This window comes from Eudoraea chungangensis, from assembly GCF_029360665.1.
Classification (GTDB): domain Bacteria; phylum Bacteroidota; class Bacteroidia; order Flavobacteriales; family Flavobacteriaceae; genus Eudoraea; species Eudoraea chungangensis.
On sequence record NZ_JARDUB010000005.1, the window covers coordinates 19,221 to 38,663 of the forward strand.

Here is a 19,443-nt window from a genome sequence, read left to right on the forward strand (position 1 = left end):
TTACAATTTGTTAGCCGTCCTGATTTTTGAAGTTCATCTATTCTTAAATCTTCCATACCGAAGCACTTATAAATTTAAAAACGGCTTCCTTAGACGAGGTTGTTTTATCTGAATTAAATTGCAAAATGAATCCTTCTTCCTACCCAAAACTTCCATAAAAAATATGGCTACCTATTAAAACATGGCATAAATTATTTACCTTACTACTGAAATTCTCATATAACTGAAAGGTGACTCAAAAAGATGCTTTTCTAAACTCTAAAACTATGCTTGTTCCACTAAAAAAAACAAAGGCTTTACTTATAGTTCTAATGGTCTTCTTAATTCTTCCTGACCTGAAAGGACAGGAAGTAGTGACTGGAAAAAATGTCGCGGTTACAAATACAACCTCTGGAAAGGTAAGAGGCTATATTCACAATGGCATATATACCTATAAGGGAATACCTTACGCTAAAGCAGAGCGTTTTATGCCTCCCGTCGATGCAGATTCATGGGAAGGCATTCGAAGTTCTACTACCTATGGCCCAGTTGCGCCATTAATTAAGCCTACCACTTCTGTTCAAGACGAACCTGAATTTGTTTTTGATCATGACTGGGGTTATCCAAACGAAGATTGTCTTCGTGTAAATGTGTGGACTCCAGCCATAAGCGACAATAAAAAGCGCCCCGTACTTTTTTGGATACACGGCGGCGGTTTTACCGCTGGGTCTAGTCAGGAACTCCCATCTACTGACGGAGAAAACTTAAGTAAGAAAGGAGATGTAGTAGTTGTATCTATAAACCATCGCCTAAACGTGCTTGGTTTTTTAGACCTTTCGGCCTATGGAGAAAAATACAAGCATTCTGCCAATACTAGTATGCTAGACATTATCGCGGCCCTCAAATGGACCAAGGCAAACATTGTAAACTTTGGCGGAGATCCTAACAACATCACCATCTTTGGACAGTCTGGTGGTGGAGCAAAGGTTAATACCCTAATGGCTATGCCAAAAGCCAAAGGGTTATTCCATAAAGCCATTAACCAAAGTGGCTCTTTTAGAATGGCCGTATTAGAAAAAGAAGACACCCAGGAAATTGGAGCTGAAGTTCTTAAGCAATTAAATTTAGAACCCAGTTTGGTAGATAGCCTACAGACCATTCCGTTCGAAGTACTTGCCAAGGCAAGTAGTAAAGCCTTAAAAGTGGTAGAGGAAAAGAGAAATGCTGCTGGTAAGCCCGTTATTGGATTTGGATTAAATTGGGGACCCAGTAGGGATGGAACAGATATCCCATACCAGGTGGCCTCAGAAGAAGCCTACGAAATGTCTAAAAACATACCCTTATTAATAGGTACGGTAAAGAACGAATTTGCCCCTTTTGCCAATATGCGTTTTGTAGAGGCCAGCGAAGAGGATATAATGCAACATATAAAAACACAGTACAAAGAAAAATCTGATGCCTACATTAAGGCAGTAAAAAAAGCTTATCCAGAAGATACCGCCGCCAAGGACCTGATAGACGTAGACCTAATGTTTAGACCGGGGGCTGTGGCGCAAGCAAATGACAAAGCTTCCTTAAAAGGAGGTGCTGCCGTGTACATGTATCTCTTTACCTGGCAATCTCCTGTTTTCGATGGAAAATATAAAAGTCTTCACTGTATGGAACTGCCTTTTGTTTTTGACAATATTGAGAGGGGAAAGAATATGACTGGAGGTGGTGTTGAGGCACATCAGTTAGCAGACAAAGTTAGTAGAGCCTGGTTGAATTTTGCCAGAAATGGAGATCCCAACCATTCCGGATTGCCTACATGGCCTGCCTATACGCCAGATAATACAGCTACCATGCATTTAGACAACAACTGTGCGTTAAAACCACAAATGGACAAGGAACTATTTCAATTGATTTCTTCCAAATAAGAATTTTAATAAACCTATTCAAAATACTTAATACCTATACAATGCTTAAAAAAATCCTCTTAGCCCTCCTGGCTATCTTAGTTCTCATCCAATTTTTTCGCCCAGAGCAAAATATTTCTGGAGATCTCACCTATGACATTAGTAAAAAATACAACATTCCAGAAGACGTAAATCAACTTTTAAAAGTGGCGTGTAACGATTGTCATTCCAATAACACGGTCTACCCCTGGTATGCCAATGTGCAACCTGTGGCCTGGTGGATTAATGACCATATTGAAGATGGGAAACGCCATTTAAATTTTTCAGAATTTATCCATAGACCTATAGCAATACAAAATCATAAGCTAGAAGAGACCATTGAGATGGTGGAAGATCATGAAATGCCTTTAGAGTCCTATACCAATTTTGGTCTTCATGCAGAGGCAAATCTAAGTGCGGAAGAACGGAATAAAATCATTGCTTGGGCAGAGAGGCAAATGCAGTATTTAAAGGATGCCTATCCTGCAGATAGTTTGGTAATGCCAAAAAGGAAATAAAGTAGGTAATTGGATGATTTATGTAGCAATTTTATTGAAACCTTTGTTCTATCTACACTAAATGCCCAGTTAGTCTTCGTAGAAAATCAGGTCCTGCTCTTCCATGGTCTCCACAACAATTTTTACATAATCATTAATGGCATTTTTAATCTTTTTAGGCTCGGCAATTTCTATAATTCCCCGCCAAATTAATTGCCTCTCCTTTCCAATACAAATACAATAAAGGGAAGATTCAGCCACATAGACCGTTTCTTCTGCATAGGCCTCAGGTTCAAAGTAGAGATCCTGATGAGAAAGGTAGTCTTCCTTAAAGTCTCCGTAATAATTATCCAAATTAGCCATACTCTTTCTAAAGGTCTGTCTATTTTCGGAGCCTAAAATTTTTGTGAATAAAATAGCATCAAAATCTCTTTCAAGTAGAGTTTCTTCTACTTCGTCCAATTCTTCTTCTGTCCTGGAATTATCAGTAAAACCAATATCAAAAACATCCAGACTCCGCATAGACTCCACATCTCTTTTTGAAAACTCCTTTTGCATCTTTAACTCAAAGTCTGCCTGTACCTCTTCATTAGAAGTCATACCCACAATTAACACCTTTTGAGCATCAAAAATTACAATTTCCGGATCCTTCCAACTACTCACCAGATCAGAGGAAGAACAACCCACAAGAAAAACCATTATTAAATAGCCAAATCTCTTCATTACATAATCAGTTTAAAAGTCTTTTACTCTTTTCTTTTTTTAATATTTCAGCGATAAAAGCGAACAATCTTGTTTTTAAATCTTTATATCTTTTAAAATAATTTGATGTTTCCCGGAGCAATTCATGATGTTCATTCCGATAATGCCTTTCCAAATCTAACTCATCCTTTTCATCCATCATAATTTCCAGCCCATTTTGATGCTTCTGAATTCGTGTAATAATGGCTTCTATCTTCCCTTCCTCTTCTGTAATGGCCTCAACAAAGTCTTTAGTTTGTTTAAAGAATTTTTTATCCATCAACTGCGGGCTGTAGTGTTTTATGAGATAGTTTAGAAAGCATTGTTCATCCTTAATAAAGCTTAATTCGGATAACCACTCAAGTGTTGTTTCGTGCATTTCCTCAGGGTTTATCCACTCAATATAACGATGTATTTTGGCATTGTTTCTCATTCTAAAAACTTTAGATTGTCCTTAATAATTTTAGCCTTTTTAGTCTAAAATGGAATTTACCCTTAATTGAATGCATTTAAAACTCCTACATAAGAACAATGGAACGGATACTAGTTGTCTGGCCTGTGCTTCCTTAAAATTCCACCCGCGTAATTGAATATCTCGGCTTTTAGCTGTTGGAACTCTAAAGTAAATTTTGCCATTTTTAACTGCATCATTTTATACTCCTCATAGAGTTCTAAATCTGTTTTGGAACCCTTGCCCTCTATTGCACCGCCAATTCTTCCTTCCGACTCACAAAGAAGAGTTTTAAGTTGTTCTTTTTCTTTTTTTAACTTTTCAAGTGCGCTTAAATAAAGCTGTAGCTTCTCGAATAAATTAGGGGTATCTGGCTCAAAAACATAAGAGTGTAAGAGCTTTTCTATAAAAATAAATTCGTCCGAAATAAAGCACAAAGAAGATCTGTATTCTTGGAGTTTTGCATGTATTTTTTCCAAGCTAAATTCCGATTCTATATCTATTGTATTCTTTTGTTCCATGATAATTCCATTAGCCCACTAAAGTTAGTATTAGCAGTATAGGATGGCAATGATTTAAATCATGCCTATAATAAATGAAAGTAACTTACCGCTAATAGAATTTTATACTAATCCCTAAAAAACAGTGACCCCCCTCTTTGTAATAATTATTGGGAGTTTAAGTATAAAAATCACGAACCCACGCCATTACCTGATTATCCGTCATACTGTCGGCCGTTTTTACAGCCTTAATTTTTCTTGCCAGGTCGTTGTATTTGCCCTCCCACTCTTTTTGCAAGGCTCTTCCGGTTTCTGCCGGTCCAAAAACAACAATACAATCGGCTTTCTTGCTCTGTGCAGCTAATTCTCCAAAGTATTGTTTTAGCTGTTGTTTTTCTTTTTCTAAATATTTACTGTCCTGAACAACGTCTTGAGGACCCCACCTAGTTTTGGATCTGGAACCTCCTCTCGGATTGAAAAAATCTAGGTTTGAAAAGACGGTTTTCATCTTTACTACTTCCCCCTCCACAGAGACTATATGTGCTTTCTCCTTATCTATCCATATGCCAAGTTTTATCATAATATAGTGTTTAAATCAGTTTAAAAAAATTCCCCGTGAAAATCGGCTAGTCTAGTTATTACATGGAATAATTAGCAGTGGTATCTCTACAGACATGCATAATTCTTCAAGTATTGGTTTCTGTATGAGCCGGTTAAAAAGGCCATGTTCATAATGCATCATAACTAGCATATCTATGTCCAATTCCTTTATAAATGTATCAATAACCTTGCTTTTATTTGAAAACTTTGGCATAAAATACATACTGTGGTTAAGATGTGCCATGTATTTTTTAAGCGTTGCCATATTCGCTTTTTGTCGGATACTTAAATCTTCCTTCTCTTTAACATGAACAGTAAAAACCTTCGAATTCCATTCCCCGGCTAATGTTAGCAGAGGAAACAAAACTCTGGCATGGAAATAGTTCTTATAATCCGTAGCAAATGCCACATGGCGTGGTGCACTATATTCGTACGCCTCAGGGACTATCAAGATAGGACAGTTTCTTACTTTTTCAATAGACTCCTTTACCTGGTTCCCGGATAACAAGGCAGTTAATCCCTTTTTCTTACCGTTCCCCAAAACCAACAAATCAATCTTTAGACGGGCAGCCAAGTCTTTTAGTGTCTCTTGAAGATTACCTTTTTCGGAAACTATATCATAGCTATGTTTTGGATTTGGAACGTCTAGGTTTATTCGATGCAGGGTAGACAAAAGAGCTGCTTTGGACAAGTCCCCAGGATTTAAGGGCTCTTGCAAATCTTCACTGGCCATAGTGTAGTTTGTAATACGCCTTTTGTGCAAATAATAGGTGTTGAGCAAATAGAAATGGCATTCTTTTTTCTCAAACAATTTAGTAATATAAAACAAGGCATTGTAAGCCTCATTAGAAAAGTCTGTAGCAAAAACTATGTTCTTCATGCTGCTTTATTTTAATTAGGGGATTACCATAAAAGGAACCTCTATGTGAAAGCCAATTTTTTTAATCACTGGTTCAATAAATAAACGTTCCAAAAAAGTATGCTTGTTTTGGATCATGGCTAAAATATCTGCATTAGTTTGGGTTTGGAAATCGTGAATACCAGTAATTATCTCCTGACTGGGTAGTTCATGAAAACCTACCTCTAAACCACTTAAAATATCTTCTAACAGGCTTTTATTACTTTCTTGTTCTTCTGAAAGTGGGAATTCGTTACTAATATGGATTACATCTAAGTGAGCATTATGCTTCTTCACTAAAAACAGAAGGTCTTCCAATTGGTTTGAAGTATACTTTATTTCGTAATCGGTGGGAAACAATACCCTCTCAACATTCTTATAATGATAAGCAGCGGGTATCGCCAAAACAGGGCAAGAGGCCTTTTTAATTACATGAACCGTATGTGTACCTAAGAATATTTCTTTTGCTCCCGTTGCACCCTGTGTTCCCATCACCACCAGGTTGGCTTCTTCGTTTGCTACGATTTCCAAAATTTCATCAACCAGAATATTAAAGGCTGAGCGCACAATAAATTGGTGCCTGGAGTTTTTAAACTTTTGTTTTAATTCTTTTTTCAGGGCTTCTAAATTATTTAAAGATTCTGACTGATATATATCTCCAAGACCTATTTGTCCAGGGCTTTGCAGCAAATACTCCGTTTGATAAATTGCCGGGGTATACGTATTTACCAAATAAAAAGTACAGGTTTCTTCTTTAAAAAGCTGTACAGCATAGCATATAGCATTAAAAGCATTTTCAGAAAAATCTGTAGGAAGGATAATTTTTTTCATGACTTTATTTTTAGGTTACCGATGTAAATTTTGAAAAACCAAAAATGGTATTTTAATATGTAAGCCAATCTTTTCTAAGGTAGATTGATACAGTAAATCTTCTAAATGAGAGTGCTGGCTATTTACCATCACCAACATATCTATCTTATTATGCAAAATATACTTTGTTATCGCCATTGTTTTGTCCTTTTCCTCGGTTGTTTCAAAACTCAAATGGGCTTTGTACAAACACTCCTTAAGGTAGTGCATATTATCTTCTTGTCTTATAGATAGTTTTTGAATTGGATTTATATAAAGCAAATGTATTGCAGATCTATATGAGCCGGCTATTTCACATAGAAACTTGAGTTCTCTTCTTTTATATGGAACCATATAATCTGATGGAAACAATATTTCCCTGGGCTCATGATAGGTATAGTCTTCCGGGATTGCAAGTACAGGGCACTGAACATATTTCATTACCTGGACCGTGTTAGAGCCAAATGTAATTTGCCTATCATTCGTTTTTCCCCTAGTTCCCATAACCACACAGTCGGCATTTTCTAAATTTACCAAATTATTCACCTCATCAGTCAGAGATCCAAAAGCAGACAGCATTTTATACTTGTGCTTAGGATTCGGTAGACACTCATTTATCTTTTCTTCTAAATGCAAAAGCTGCAAGTCTACTTTATCATATATCTTTTCTTTTCTTCTCTCCATCTCCTCCCTGCTTTTACTTTCGGATTCGTTATAGACTTCATCAGCATAGGCATGTAACACGTACATATCGCACCTTGTATATTTAAAAAGTTTGGAGGCAAAATACAAGGCGTTAAAGGCATTCTTAGAAAAGTCTGTAGGAATAACAATCTTTCGCATCATATAAATCTTTATGAACTAACAAGCTAAATTTACGCACAATAACCATCCAATACTATGACAAAGATCAGTAATGAAATGGAGCATATTTTTTATCTTTATTCATATTTTTATACCCTATGAAAAAAGATTTTTTGTCTATTACTTCTGGCAACATACCCATATTAATAGATTTTTATGCAGACTGGTGCGGCCCGTGCAAAACCTTAGCTCCTATTTTAAAAGAAGTAAAAAAAGAATTGGGGGATTCGGTAAAAATAATCAAGATAGATGTAGATAAGAATCAGGCCCTAGCAACGAAGTTTCAGGTTAGAGGCGTCCCAACTATGATGCTCTTTAAGAACAACAAACAACTTTGGAGACAATCAGGTGTTCTTCCAAAAAATGATATAATTACCATTGTTAAATCGCATCAATAAGTCGGACTAACAAAAACATAAACCCATTTTTAGTTTTAAAAGGTGTTGTTCCAAGTCCTTTTCTTTCGTTATTCGTGTAAGACCAGAAAAGGTATTTCCGTATGGTAGCTAATCTCTTCCACAGAAGGCTTAAAAAGAATTCTCTGAAAGTAATTTAAATTTTTTGCAACCATGGCTACCATATCAATCTCTCGACTATCAACAAAACACTGAATGGAAGTTTCCAGGCGATTGCCTCTTACTAAATGGAAGCTATGATCTATTCCCCTGAGATAATCGTGTAAAAACTCCTTATTGGATTCTTGTTCTTCGTTTAATTTTTCCCCTTTTATGGATATATGCACAATTCTAAGAATTGCCTTATTCATCACTGCCATGGCACTAAGTGTATCTAAGACCTTCATATCATAAGTCATGTGGTAGTCAGTCGGAAAAGCGATTTCCTTTATTCTTTTATATAAGGCGTCTTCAGGAATAGCAAGGAGGGGACATTTCACTTTGGTAATAACATCTCCAGTATTACTGCCAACAACAGCTCCCTTAAAACCCGTGGCTCCTTTGGTTCCCATGATGATCATATCAATATTATTTTTCTCTACCTCCGCATTTATACCATCCACAAAAAAATCGTATAGAGCAATAGTCTTAAAAGAGTGTAATGTATTAGCATTCCTTTCTTCTATTTTACAAAGTAATGCATGTATTCTTTTTTTACTCTCTTCAAGATATGCTTTTTGCAATTCTGAGCCGCTAGACCGTATGGAAGTACCCGCTCCGGAATAAGGAGGAATCGGATTTATATGCAATAAATAAAACAAACATTTACTCTTTTTAAATAATTGCAAACCATATTCAATTGCATTGGAAGAGTTCTCAGAAAAATCTGTGGGAATCAGTATACGCTTCATGGTCTTTTAGTTTAACACTAAAGTATTGGTCTGTATAAGAATAGGAAATGATGCAAGTCATGCTCTTACTCTTATAGCTGATAAAGCTTCTACTTAGCAAGAAAACCAAGTCAAAGTTCTTTTTCAAACTGTGGAGGGCTGTAATCTATAACCCTTGCGGTTTCCGGGAGAAATACTTCAAGGGAAATTGTAAAACTTCCATTAGGAATCTTTAACCAATACTCTTTTTGTACCTCTGCAGAGAAGTATAGATCAAAAGTGTCTTTTTTATCTAACATCTCTTTGGTAAACGTAAGACTCTTTCCTATTTGGTGGTTGTTTGAATCCAGTATGGAGACCGTCATAAATCCATTCTTTCCTAAAGGTGGGAAGTCTTTTTTATTAAAATGTATTTTACCCTCTCCCTCTGTGGAAGCCCTGTACCAAACGGACTCCTCAGGGGAGTTACTCCACAATTGAACAAAAGCTCCTGTAGCTCTTTTTAAATAATCTCCTTTAAATGCATAGGGGTTTCCGTAAAAACCCATAGAACTAGAATAGCCATTTAGAGCCTTCATTTCCTTTACCGAAGACTTAATAGAAGATAATGCAGAATCAATTCCCTTTTGTACTGCTATTAATTGTTCTGGTTTTAAACGTACAGAATCTATAATTCCTATAGGCTTAAAACGCTCTAATAATGCCACTTCCTTCTTCGGAATACTATCCATTAAACTATTGACATAAGAGACAAAATTGGGAGAAAAAGCCTTTTCTTCTTTATAGGTAGGATATACAGAAGTTTCCAAGGGAGCATAAACTACCTTTACCTCATTCACTATTTCCTCTAGCTTCTTTTGTTCCCAACTATTTTTGTTGAGAAGCCCCATTAACACAACGGCATAGTTTCCTTCCAGTAAAATACTTTGAATCGACTGATCATTTGGAAGTCCCTGACCCTCCTTATAAAAAACAAACCTACCCCCATAGCCAAAATTAGCTCTTGTACCCATATAGAAAATATTATGGGTAAACATGTCTATACATTGATAAGCCACATAAGCATCTCTTATCGTTGGAACATCTATAATTACAGGGCCTTTCGTTATATCTACTAAAATCCCTGCTGTATTAGGTAAAATCCTAACACCCGTCTTATTGGAGGTGGTATCTTTAGATAAGAAACCACTAATTAAGGTAAATTTATTCTTTACAAGAGTTTCTTTTTCAAGTAGGGAATTAACCAGCTTTATCTGCGCTAAAACTGGATACGAATAGATAAACGCTTCGTAAGCGATATCCTGGTATTCTTTGTTAGAAAGTTCTGGTGTCTCGTCTTTCATACAGGAAAGCAGCAAAAATAAACTTGCTAGAAACAAGGAAAAGTGTTTTAATCTCATAAAATTAAATTAGGAAAATTAGGATAGAACTTTTATGTAGTTATTAGAATTAATTCGGATAATCCCTGTCGAAAATAAATTGAAATATGTTCTAAGAAAACTAATCTGCTATTTTTTTTAGTTTACTACTGTCCAAAATACCAATTTCCCTGTCGTTAATGGCAATAAGTCCCTCCTTTTTAAAAGCAGAAAGTGTTCTTATGAGCGTTTCTGTGGCCATTCCAGCTACACTTGCTAAATCGCTTCTAAGCACATGAATATTCCCTTTATCATTAGATTGTAACCTGTCGGCAAATTTCAGTAAAGTACTGGCCGTTTTTTGCCGGACCGTGCCATAGGCCAATTGTATTAATTGCCTTTTAATATCCGTGAGATGTTCAGAAAGATATTCCAGTAATTCTATGGAAAGCTCATGATTTTGCCCTAATATTTTACTATAATCTTCCTGAGGTAAAGTCGTTAAAACGGAAGTTTCAATGGCTGTGGCAAACTCATCGTAAGGTTGAATACTGGTAAAGTTCGTAAACCCAAAAAAGTCATCGGGCTTATAAATTCCAGTAATTAATTCCTTTCCTTTTTCATCTAGCTTATGGGTTTTGATTACTCCAGATTTAACTAAATATATTAGATTGGCATGGTCTCCTTCCCGATAAATAGTTTCTCCAAACTTATATTTCTTCTCCAATCCATGATCATCGATATAATTTTTAAACGCATTAATATTCTTAATCTCTTCGCTTATTTTTTCGCTACTAGAAACCAAATCCTCAGGGCCTTTTAGTATCTCTGCCTTAGCCAACCTACTATTAATAGCTCCAAGTAGTTCCCATTCTTGAAAAGGCTTTGACAAATAATCGTCGGCACCTAAGGACATTCCTTTGCGAACATCTATTCTTTCTGCTTTGGCACTTAAAAAAATAAAGGGAATTCCTCTAGTTTCTGGCTTTGTTAACAAACATTCCAGTACGGCATATCCATCCAGTTTAGGCATCATTATGTCGCATAAAACAATATCTGGCATAGTGTTTTGAATTAACTTCAGACCTTTTTCCCCATCAGAAGCAGTAAAAACTTCAAAACCATTAAGTTCTAATAGTTCCGCAACACTTTCCCTAAGTGTTTTATCATCTTCTACCAACACAATTTGCCTTTTCATAATCTTTAAGTTTAGAATGGATTAAACGCTTACAATTTCTCTTTGTGAAATTGGAAGTTCTACTGTAAACTCGGTTCCTTTATTCTCTACACTTTTGAAACTTATATTCCCCCCAAGCTTGGTTACATGAGAATGAACAATGTTTAGACCAATACCCGTACCCTGAGTTAATAAGACATTATCCGCTCTGAAATATCTGTCAAAAATATGTTTTTGATCTTTCTCTGGAATCCCCAAACCACTATCAATAACACGCATCTGCATAGTTTTTTCCTGAATAGTAATTTTTAATATTATGTTGGTGTTCTCGGGAGAATATTTAATTGCATTGTGAATTAAATTCGTGAGGATTAGACTTACGATACGTTCGTCTTGGTAAATACTGACATCCTCAATATGCATCGGATACTTTATATTTTGCCCCGTTTTTAAAAACATATTCGCATTGTATAATACTTCATTGACCACTTTACTTAGGGAAAACCTGGTACAGTTATAAAACTGTTTTCCTTTCTCAATACGTTCTATAGACAGAAAGTCATTTAAAATATCCGTTAAGCGTTGTACTCCAGCACTTATGGTTTTTAAATGTTTCTCTCGTTTCTCTTGCTGTTCCTTCTCAGTGTACTTACTCACTAAAGTTGCAGAGGTTAAGATAGTACTTAAAGGCGTTTTAAACTCGTGAGACACCATTGAAAGAAACTTCGTTTTTAATTCACTTAGTTCCTTCTCCTTTTCTAAAGAACTTTTCAATTCCTTAGTTCTATCTTTAACCTTCCTTTCTAACTCCTCTGTATAATTCTTTCTTTCCGAAATATCTAATACCATCGCCACTACCACCTTCGTGCTATGCAAAGAGGACGTCTGAAGATGTACTTCTACAGGATATATACTGCCATTCTTTCTTTGTATTCTGGTTTCAAAGACTAATTTCCTTTGCGAACTATCCAATATAAGATCTAGTTTATCTCTTAGCTGCTTTTCAAAACCATTAACAAACAAGTCTGTTATTTTCAATTTTTTAAGCATTTTAAGGCTATATCCGGTGTTCTTAATCGCACCGTAATTGGCATGCGTAAAACAGAGGCTGTTGGCATCAAAAACAAAAATTTCATTTAATGAATCCTCAAATATTTTCAAAAAATGTCGTATTTCCTCTTCTGCCTTTTTTTTATGAGAAATATCGTTGTGAACCCCAACATAATGGGTAATTTCTCCTTTTTTATTCTTTATGGGATTGATAGACACCTCGTTCCAAAATGCCGTCCCGTCCTTCTTGACATTCTTTACCTGTACACGACATTTTTTCCCTAGAGCCATTGCTTTTAACATCACTCTAAATCCTTTGTCATGGGTCTTATTCTTTTGAAGAAAAGTACAATTTCGATCTAATATTTCGCTTTCATTATAGCCGGTTAAATTTATAAACGCCTTATTTACATAGACAATCGGGTGTCCTTTTTTTGAAGCATCCGTTATAGTAATACCATTTAAAGTTGCGTCTAAGGCGTCCTCTTTTAAATGTAGATTTTGTATTATTTCTTCCGTTTCGGATTTATCCTGTATCAATGCCAAAACATAGTTTTTTCCATACACCTGAAATGGATGAAAAGTTAATTCTAATGGAAACGTATCACCGGCTTTTCTTTTACCAAGGGTACAATTAGCCTTGAGCTCCCCATCTTCTCTTTTATTGCAAAGGAAATGTTTAACATGAGATTTATGTGCTTCCGTAAAATGATCGGGAATGAGAAGAGATAAAGACTTCTGCATTAACTCCTTCTTTATATAACCAAATAGTGCAGCCGCTTTCCCGTTAATGGAAACTATTCGCTGCTGCTCATCAACCACCAGGATACCTTCTGTAACGGCTTCTGAAAGCAAGTGAAATATATTAGTATTTTTTTCAAAAACATGCATACAAATGGTTTTCGACTAACTAATCTTATACAACTAATACTAGATCCTAAAAGTAATAATTGGCCTATCTGCATGGTTGGCCATTGCCTCACTTATGCTGCCTTTAAAAAAATGGGCAATACCATTGCGACCATGAGTAGTTATTGCAATAAGATCTGCGTTCTGTTGTTCGGCATATGAAAAAACACCACCTTCTATGGTATAGTCAGAAACTGTTACTAGCTGCTGTTTAGAAGGATGCTGATTGTGATAGGCTACTTTTAGGAATAAATCCCTTTTCTCCAGGATCTCCTCAGTGCTTTTAAAATCGTCGTTTGGTAAGTTTACATATACCAAATGTACCTCGGCCTGCCACTTTTTAAATAATGCCATGGCATTTTGATATGCTTTTAGACTTTCCAGTTCAAAATCACATGCAAAGACTATCAAAGAAGGATGATAGGCGCTGCGTTGCTTCTTAATGACTAGTACAGGGACTTCAGACGTCCTTACAACCTTTTCCGTATTTGAGCCTACAAAAAACTCTCCAATACCACTTTTACCATGTGACCCCATTACAATTAAATCTACCCCTTCTTCTTTAGCTAATTCATTGATTTCACTAAAAATTTTGTAATTCTGTACCAGCTCTGTAAATCGAATTCCTTGAAGATAGGGCTTGTCTAAAAGTTTGGTAAACCGTTGCTTCGCCAACTTCATATAGTAATGAGCTTCTGCTGCTTCTTCTGAAGGACTTTTGGTTAAGTAAGCCTCTGAAAGGCCCATCATATGTAGCACCAGTATATCTGCCTTATATGTTTTCGCAAACTGTGCAGCCACTTCTAAGGCATAGTCAGAGTATTCTGAGAAATCAACTGGCACTAAAATCTTTCTCATTTCTGTTAAATTTATTTGGCTAATGTTTCTTGAGCATGTCTTTGCGTTTAGCCAATTGGTTTTCTAATTCCTTTACTACAGTTGCGGCCGCCTTTTCAAAATTATCTTGGTTAGATTTAGCAAAAAGTCTGGGGCCCGGAGCACTCAGCTGAATTTCACATATTTTCCCCATTCCTGAAGGGTCATTTTCTAGTTTAAAAAAGACATCCGCCTTAATAAGCCAATCGTACTTTTTTTCTAGCTTTTGTAGTTTAGCAATAACAATATCACTCATTGAATCACTAGTTGGCATTTGAACATACTGTATATTAATCGTCATAGTTATTTATAATTAAGTTTAGAATAAAATTCGCCATTTACGGAAGTCTAAACTATGACATTTATCATTTTAATAAATTCCCCTGGAAACAGAAATAAAAAAGAATAAGTTAAAGGACTTAGTATTTACTAGGTTGACCCTCCTTTAGTAACACTAGCAGAACTCCGAGTATAATTACATTTTTAATAATATACTGCCCCAAAAGTGTTAATCCAAATGGAGTTTGACTAAAGAGTAATTCGGGAAAGAAAAGGAAAGGAGAAAAGGTAAACAGGATATGGACCAGAGCCATACGAAGGGCGGCCTTCCTATAAATGTTTGCAATTAAAAGTATCCCTATAAGGGTTTCCCAAATTGCCAAAAGAATTATAGAATACGTTGAAGGTAGAATTCCAAATATTAACCGCTCTATAGTACTCTTGGCTAATTCTTCGGCAGGACTTACTCCACTAAAGAATTTTAAAGCCCCAAACCATAAGTAGACGATACCAATACTAACAGGAAGATAATTTATATTTTTCCTTTTGTTCCAATATTCAATAACCAATTCTCTCATAATAAAAATGCCAAAATAGATATGATATCATAGGTAAAAGCTGATAAATATCATACTTTCTAAACATTACTGAAATTCTTTTGCTATGGATTATTTAGTAAAAACTTGGCTGCCGCAAGAAAAGGATATTTTCGTTAAATGATTTTTATCATAAATCAGAATTTTTATTATCAATAGTTTTGAACTAGGTTGCTCTTGTTGAGCTATACCCATTGTTACTAATTTAAGCTTAGCAGATGAATTTACTATTGAAAGTTTTAGTAGTTGAAAAGGCAGCAGAGGAATTAAATTCGGTTAGTTCCCTAGTTCTAAACCATAAAAATTTAGTTTTAACAGCTGGTGTAGCCAGGCCGAGTAGTTTAAATAAATTTTTAACCCGACAAAAAATTGATGTCGTAATTATAGATATAGAACATCCTTTACTGCATGAATTAATAAATTCCGATTCCCTATTAAAAGGTATATCACTAATTCTAACCTCCGCAGATACGAATAATGCTTTACTTGCATTCGACTTTGGTGCTACCGACTTTTTGGTAAAACCCCTAAGCAGAGAAAGGTTTAACAAAGCCATCCGTAAGGTAATTAAACTCCAGTCGAGGGAGCAAAATTCCTACAGCTCTACGGTCAAAATATGTGTTAGAAGTGAGATGAAGGACAGGTTAATCGCGGTAGATAATATTTTGTGGATTGAAGCCTTGGGCGACTATGTAAAAATAGTTACTACAACTGAAAAAATAATTGTTCTAACAACTATGAAATCTATTGGCCTTCTTCTTCCATCTGAACAATTTCTTAGAACACACAGGTCTTATATCGTTAATCTTAAAAAAGTTAAGAACATCGGTGTATCGAATCTAGATATCGGAAGAAAAGAAATACCTTTAAGTAGAAATCAAAAGAAACTCCAAGAACTCTTGGCTATAGAAATATAGATAATTTAAGTACATTTATAAGAATTGATGAATTGAACATTCCATGAAAAAATGGTTTATACTACTTAGAAATTACTTGCCTTTTTACTGTCTTTTACTTGTGTTTTCCTGCAAAAACAATGTCGATAAAATTCTGCCCTCGGAAGAAAAGCTTATAGAATCTGTTTACTCCTCGGTGATTGTTCAACCAGATAGCCTATATCAGGTATATGCCGCAGTAGGCGGAATTTTAGAAACCAATTTAGTAGAAGAAGGTGATCTTGTAACCAAGGGAACACCCATTGCCCAAATTATTAATAATACTCCCAAACTGAATACAGAAAATGCCAAACTTAGTTTGCATCTGGCAAGAGAAAATTACCAGGGTAGTAATACTCTTTTGAGGGCTCTGAGAGATGAAATAAGTGCCGCACAATTACAATACAAGAATGACTCCATAAATTATACCCGGCAAAAGAACCTTTGGGATCAAAATATTGGTTCTAAAATAGAATTTGATAATAAAAAGCTTGCCTTTGAACTTTCAAAGAATAAATTGACATTACTTAAAAGCAACTATGATCGGACAGAGACCGAGCTCGATACCCGATTAAGACAAGCTGAAAATAACTATCAAAGTGCTCTGATTACCACGGACGACTTTTCTGTAGAAAGCGTCATTAACGGAAAGGTCTATGCCCTGTTAAAAAACCCCGGAGAAATAGTCAATACCTCAGGACCAATAGCTATTATTGGCAGTACCGAAGATTTTATAATTGAAATGCAGGTAGACGAAGTGGATATCGTAAAGCTTAGGCTGGGTCAGAAAGTAATAATTACATTAGACGCCTATGGCACAGAGACATTTAGCGCGACATTAAATAAAATTTATCCCCAAAAGGATGAGCGTTCCCAGACATTCAAGGTTGAAGCTTTATTTGACACACTCCCCTCAGTTCTATATCCTGGCTTGGCTGGAGAAGGCAATATTGTAATTGCTGAAAAAGAAGGAGTGCTTACCATTCCCAAATCGTATCTGATTGGATCAAATAAGGTAAAAACAGTAGAGGGCATAATACCAATCGTACTAGGATCAGAGAACTTAGATAAGGTTGAGGTATTAAAAGGCTTAAATGCAGACACATATATATATAAACCCACCGAATGACTAACTGGAAGGTAATTCTGAGTATTGCAAAAACTCATTTGTTGACCAAGTTAAAATCTACAATTACTGCATCCTTAGGGGTTACTTTTGGTATTGGAGCGTATATCACTCTGGTAAGTTTTATGACTGGTCTAAATGAGATGTTAGACAATTTGGTTCTAAACCAAACGCCCCATATTCACATGTACAACGATATAGAACCTTCGGCCCAACAACCCATAGACTTGGCAAGACCGCTAAGTACCGATTTTAATGTAGTTCGCTCTATTAAGCCCAAAATTAGTCAGACCAAAATACACAATGCCTTACCAATTTTAGACTACTTAAAGAAAAACAAAGAGGTAAAAGGAGCTACACCCCAGTTGAGATTACAAATTTTTTATATATCTGGTTCTATAGAATTAGGTGGGAATCTGGTTGGTATCGACGTAATGGAAGAGGTCCGACTGTCTAACATCAGAGATAACATAATAAAAGGAAGTCCGGAAGCATTAAAAAACAATGAAAATGGCATTTTATTAGGATCTGGCTTGGCAAATAAAATGTCGCTTTCCGTTGGGAACAGAGTACAGGTAAGTACCGTGGAAGGAGCTGTATTTCCCTTAAAAATAGTTGGAATCTACCAAAGTGGATTGGCCGAAATTGATAATATTCAAAGTTTTACGAACCTAAAGACCCTCCAAAAAATTCAGGGAAAAGCCCAAAATTATATTACCGATATCAATATTAAGCTGAACAATATAAATAAAGCAACCCCAATAGCAAAGGAGTTAGAAAAACAATTTAAGATTAAGGCCACAGATATTAATGAAGCCAATGCACAATTTGAAACAGGGAGTAGTATTAGAAATATAATAACCTATGCCGTTTCCATTACCCTTCTTATTGTAGCTGGCTTTGGCATATATAACATCTTAAATATGCTTATTTATGAAAAAATGCAGGACATTGCAATCCTGAAAGCAACTGGCTTTTCGGGTAGAGACGTTCAGTATATATTTATGAGTCAGGCTATTATTATTGGCATTGCAGGTGGTATATTGGGGCTTATCCTTGGATTTATTTTTTCCACAATAATTGACGGTATTCCCTTCGAAACAGAAGCCCTGCCAACTATAAAAACTTTTCCGGTAAACTATCAATTTAGCTATTATGTTATTGGAATTACATTTGCCCTAATATCCACTTTTATCGCAGGTTATTTGCCGGCCAATAAAGCCCGGAAGATTGATCCTGTAAGGATAATAAGAGGGAATTAATAATTTGGTATGAAAGCAGTTTTAAAAGCTGAAAATATAAATAAACACTTTAAAAAACCCGTGGATTTTCATGTGTTAAAAGACATTAATTTCCAGATTAATTCAGGCGAGTTCAGCTCTATTATGGGGAAGTCTGGCTCAGGTAAATCGACGCTCTTATATATTCTCTCTACCATGGATACGGACTATGAAGGCAAACTCTTCCTAAATAATCAACTTGTTACGGGGAAAAGTCATCAGGAATTATCTAAAATAAGAAATGAGCATATTGGCTTTGTTTTTCAATTCCATTATCTACTTGCCGAGTTTAGTGTTCTGGAAAACGTGATGCTTCCAGCTAAAAAGTTGGGGCGTCTAAGCACTTCCGAAATTGAACACAATGCTTTTTCAAAACTTAAAATGCTAAATATAGAACAGCTTGCAAATAAAAGGGCATCTAGAATTTCAGGCGGGGAAAAACAGCGTGTTGCAATTGCCAGAGCCCTTATAAATAGTCCTAGCATTCTTATGGGTGATGAGCCTACGGGTAATCTAGACAGCTATAATGCCGAGAATGTTTTTCAAATTTTTAAACGCCTTAAAGAAGAAGAAGGTCTCTCTTTACTAATAGTAACTCATGATTTAGACTTCGCGAAAAGGACGGATCGTATCATTGAGATGGAAGATGGTTATTTAGTAAAATAAAGTAGCCAATGGCATCTTGTAAAATTGCCCACTTAGTAATTGGTTTAAGAAGCTATTACAGTATTTTTATGAACCTATTGGCATGACTAATATCATAAAATTTAATGCCCTGAACATATATCTTTATAGTAATCTTAAAGAAAAGAATCATGGCAGATACAAAAAATACTAATAGAGAAACTTCTAGCTGGAAAGAGTTATACATCCTATCAGATCATTGGAAGTCCGACATGGAATTTTATCAAGACGACCTTAGATTCTTACACCACCTGATAGACAAGTATATCATTTGGATTACTAAAGACAAAAATCTAAAATTGGTAGAAGAATTGCGGAATCACCTACTTGAGCTTCGCACAGATAGTACAGAACTACTAGAAAAGATTACAGATCATAGAACAGAAATTGGGCGGATTATAGATAAAACAAGTAATATTAAGGAATCCTATATTACGAAAGAACATCACCAATTAGAAAAGGGCATTGCAGATTTTGTAAAAGCTTTCAGAGAAAATAGAAAAAGTGTTTTTCAGATAACAGAATATGTTATTGATAATGAGGAATTAGTAAATGTTTTAAAATCCTAATCTTTC

At 35.6% G+C, this 19,443-nt stretch carries 22 protein-coding genes; 8 read left to right on the forward strand and 14 right to left on the reverse strand.

What is annotated here, in order from left to right:
- The first annotated feature begins 266 nt into the window (after window positions 1-266).
- On the forward strand, window positions 267-1,895 hold the full coding sequence (locus PXG98_RS12500) for a carboxylesterase/lipase family protein (protein WP_276391556.1): 1,629 nt from the start codon (window positions 267-269) through the stop codon (window positions 1,893-1,895).
- Between the two features lie 41 nt (window positions 1,896-1,936).
- Window positions 1,937-2,431: a heme-binding domain-containing protein gene (locus PXG98_RS12505; protein ID WP_276391558.1), complete on the forward strand. Its 495-nt coding sequence runs from the start codon at window positions 1,937-1,939 to the stop codon at window positions 2,429-2,431.
- A gap of 69 nt (window positions 2,432-2,500) precedes the next feature.
- Here PXG98_RS12505 and PXG98_RS12510 read toward each other — a convergent pair whose 3' ends face one another.
- The 7 genes from PXG98_RS12510 to PXG98_RS12540 form a co-directional block, all read right to left on the reverse strand.
- Window positions 2,501-3,133, reverse strand: coding sequence for a hypothetical protein (locus tag PXG98_RS12510; protein ID WP_276391559.1), 633 nt, complete (start codon window positions 3,131-3,133; stop codon window positions 2,501-2,503).
- A gap of 7 nt (window positions 3,134-3,140) precedes the next feature.
- Window positions 3,141-3,584: a hypothetical protein gene (locus PXG98_RS12515; RefSeq protein ID WP_276391561.1), complete on the reverse strand. Its 444-nt coding sequence runs from the start codon at window positions 3,582-3,584 to the stop codon at window positions 3,141-3,143.
- A 110-nt stretch (window positions 3,585-3,694) separates the two neighbouring features.
- The gene (locus PXG98_RS12520; protein WP_276391563.1) at window positions 3,695-4,123 is read right to left on the reverse strand and encodes a hypothetical protein; all 429 of its coding nucleotides are present in this window, start codon (window positions 4,121-4,123) and stop codon (window positions 3,695-3,697) included.
- Between the two features lie 157 nt (window positions 4,124-4,280).
- On the reverse strand, window positions 4,281-4,682 hold the full coding sequence (locus PXG98_RS12525) for a hypothetical protein (RefSeq protein ID WP_276391565.1): 402 nt from the start codon (window positions 4,680-4,682) through the stop codon (window positions 4,281-4,283).
- A 51-nt stretch (window positions 4,683-4,733) separates the two neighbouring features.
- The gene (locus PXG98_RS12530) at window positions 4,734-5,582 is read right to left on the reverse strand and encodes a universal stress protein (protein WP_276391567.1); all 849 of its coding nucleotides are present in this window, start codon (window positions 5,580-5,582) and stop codon (window positions 4,734-4,736) included.
- A gap of 15 nt (window positions 5,583-5,597) precedes the next feature.
- On the reverse strand, window positions 5,598-6,431 hold the full coding sequence (locus PXG98_RS12535) for a universal stress protein (protein WP_276391570.1): 834 nt from the start codon (window positions 6,429-6,431) through the stop codon (window positions 5,598-5,600).
- A 15-nt stretch (window positions 6,432-6,446) separates the two neighbouring features.
- Window positions 6,447-7,295, reverse strand: coding sequence for a universal stress protein (locus PXG98_RS12540; protein WP_276391572.1), 849 nt, complete (start codon window positions 7,293-7,295; stop codon window positions 6,447-6,449).
- A 116-nt stretch (window positions 7,296-7,411) separates the two neighbouring features.
- Here PXG98_RS12540 and trxA point away from each other — a divergent pair, with 116 nt between their 5' ends.
- Entirely contained in the window at window positions 7,412-7,711 is a 300-nt protein-coding gene (trxA, locus tag PXG98_RS12545) for a thioredoxin (RefSeq protein ID WP_276391574.1), read from the forward strand.
- Between the two features lie 68 nt (window positions 7,712-7,779).
- Here trxA and PXG98_RS12550 read toward each other — a convergent pair whose 3' ends face one another.
- The 7 genes from PXG98_RS12550 to PXG98_RS12580 form a co-directional block, all read right to left on the reverse strand.
- Window positions 7,780-8,619, reverse strand: coding sequence for a universal stress protein (locus PXG98_RS12550; RefSeq protein ID WP_276391576.1), 840 nt, complete (start codon window positions 8,617-8,619; stop codon window positions 7,780-7,782).
- Between the two features lie 110 nt (window positions 8,620-8,729).
- Window positions 8,730-9,998 carry a DUF1254 domain-containing protein gene (locus PXG98_RS12555; RefSeq protein WP_276391578.1) on the reverse strand — a complete coding sequence of 423 codons (1,269 nt, stop codon included), beginning with the start codon at window positions 9,996-9,998 and terminating at the stop codon, window positions 8,730-8,732.
- Window positions 9,999-10,098: 100 nt separating this feature from the next.
- The gene (locus tag PXG98_RS12560) at window positions 10,099-11,154 is read right to left on the reverse strand and encodes a response regulator (RefSeq protein ID WP_276391581.1); all 1,056 of its coding nucleotides are present in this window, start codon (window positions 11,152-11,154) and stop codon (window positions 10,099-10,101) included.
- 21 nt (window positions 11,155-11,175) lie between these two features.
- Window positions 11,176-13,074, reverse strand: coding sequence for a sensor histidine kinase (locus PXG98_RS12565; RefSeq protein WP_276391584.1), 1,899 nt, complete (start codon window positions 13,072-13,074; stop codon window positions 11,176-11,178).
- 39 nt (window positions 13,075-13,113) lie between these two features.
- Window positions 13,114-13,950 (reverse strand): universal stress protein, encoded by an 837-nt coding sequence (locus PXG98_RS12570; RefSeq protein ID WP_276391587.1) that lies wholly within the window; start codon window positions 13,948-13,950, stop codon window positions 13,114-13,116.
- Window positions 13,951-13,969: 19 nt separating this feature from the next.
- On the reverse strand, window positions 13,970-14,269 hold the full coding sequence (hpf, locus tag PXG98_RS12575) for a ribosome hibernation-promoting factor, HPF/YfiA family (RefSeq protein ID WP_276391589.1): 300 nt from the start codon (window positions 14,267-14,269) through the stop codon (window positions 13,970-13,972).
- A 118-nt stretch (window positions 14,270-14,387) separates the two neighbouring features.
- Entirely contained in the window at window positions 14,388-14,825 is a 438-nt protein-coding gene (locus PXG98_RS12580; protein WP_276391591.1) for a doxx family protein, read from the reverse strand.
- A 236-nt stretch (window positions 14,826-15,061) separates the two neighbouring features.
- Between PXG98_RS12580 and PXG98_RS12585 the strand changes: the two genes are divergently transcribed.
- The 5 genes from PXG98_RS12585 (at window position 15,062) to PXG98_RS12605 (ending at window position 19,437) form a co-directional block, all read left to right on the forward strand.
- Entirely contained in the window at window positions 15,062-15,760 is a 699-nt protein-coding gene (locus tag PXG98_RS12585; RefSeq protein ID WP_276391593.1) for a LytR/AlgR family response regulator transcription factor, read from the forward strand.
- Window positions 15,761-15,803: 43 nt separating this feature from the next.
- Complete coding sequence (locus PXG98_RS12590; protein ID WP_276391595.1) at window positions 15,804-16,907, forward strand: efflux RND transporter periplasmic adaptor subunit; 1,104 nt, start codon at window positions 15,804-15,806, stop codon at window positions 16,905-16,907.
- A complete protein-coding gene (locus PXG98_RS12595) occupies window positions 16,904-18,166 on the forward strand; it encodes an ABC transporter permease (RefSeq protein WP_276391597.1) in 1,263 nt (420 codons plus the stop codon). Before PXG98_RS12590 ends, PXG98_RS12595 begins: the two co-directional genes overlap by 4 nt.
- A 9-nt stretch (window positions 18,167-18,175) precedes the next feature.
- A complete protein-coding gene (locus tag PXG98_RS12600) occupies window positions 18,176-18,850 on the forward strand; it encodes an ABC transporter ATP-binding protein (RefSeq protein ID WP_276391599.1) in 675 nt (224 codons plus the stop codon).
- 149 nt (window positions 18,851-18,999) lie between these two features.
- Window positions 19,000-19,437: a hypothetical protein gene (locus PXG98_RS12605; RefSeq protein WP_276391601.1), complete on the forward strand. Its 438-nt coding sequence runs from the start codon at window positions 19,000-19,002 to the stop codon at window positions 19,435-19,437.
- The last annotated feature ends 6 nt before the right edge of the window (window positions 19,438-19,443 follow it).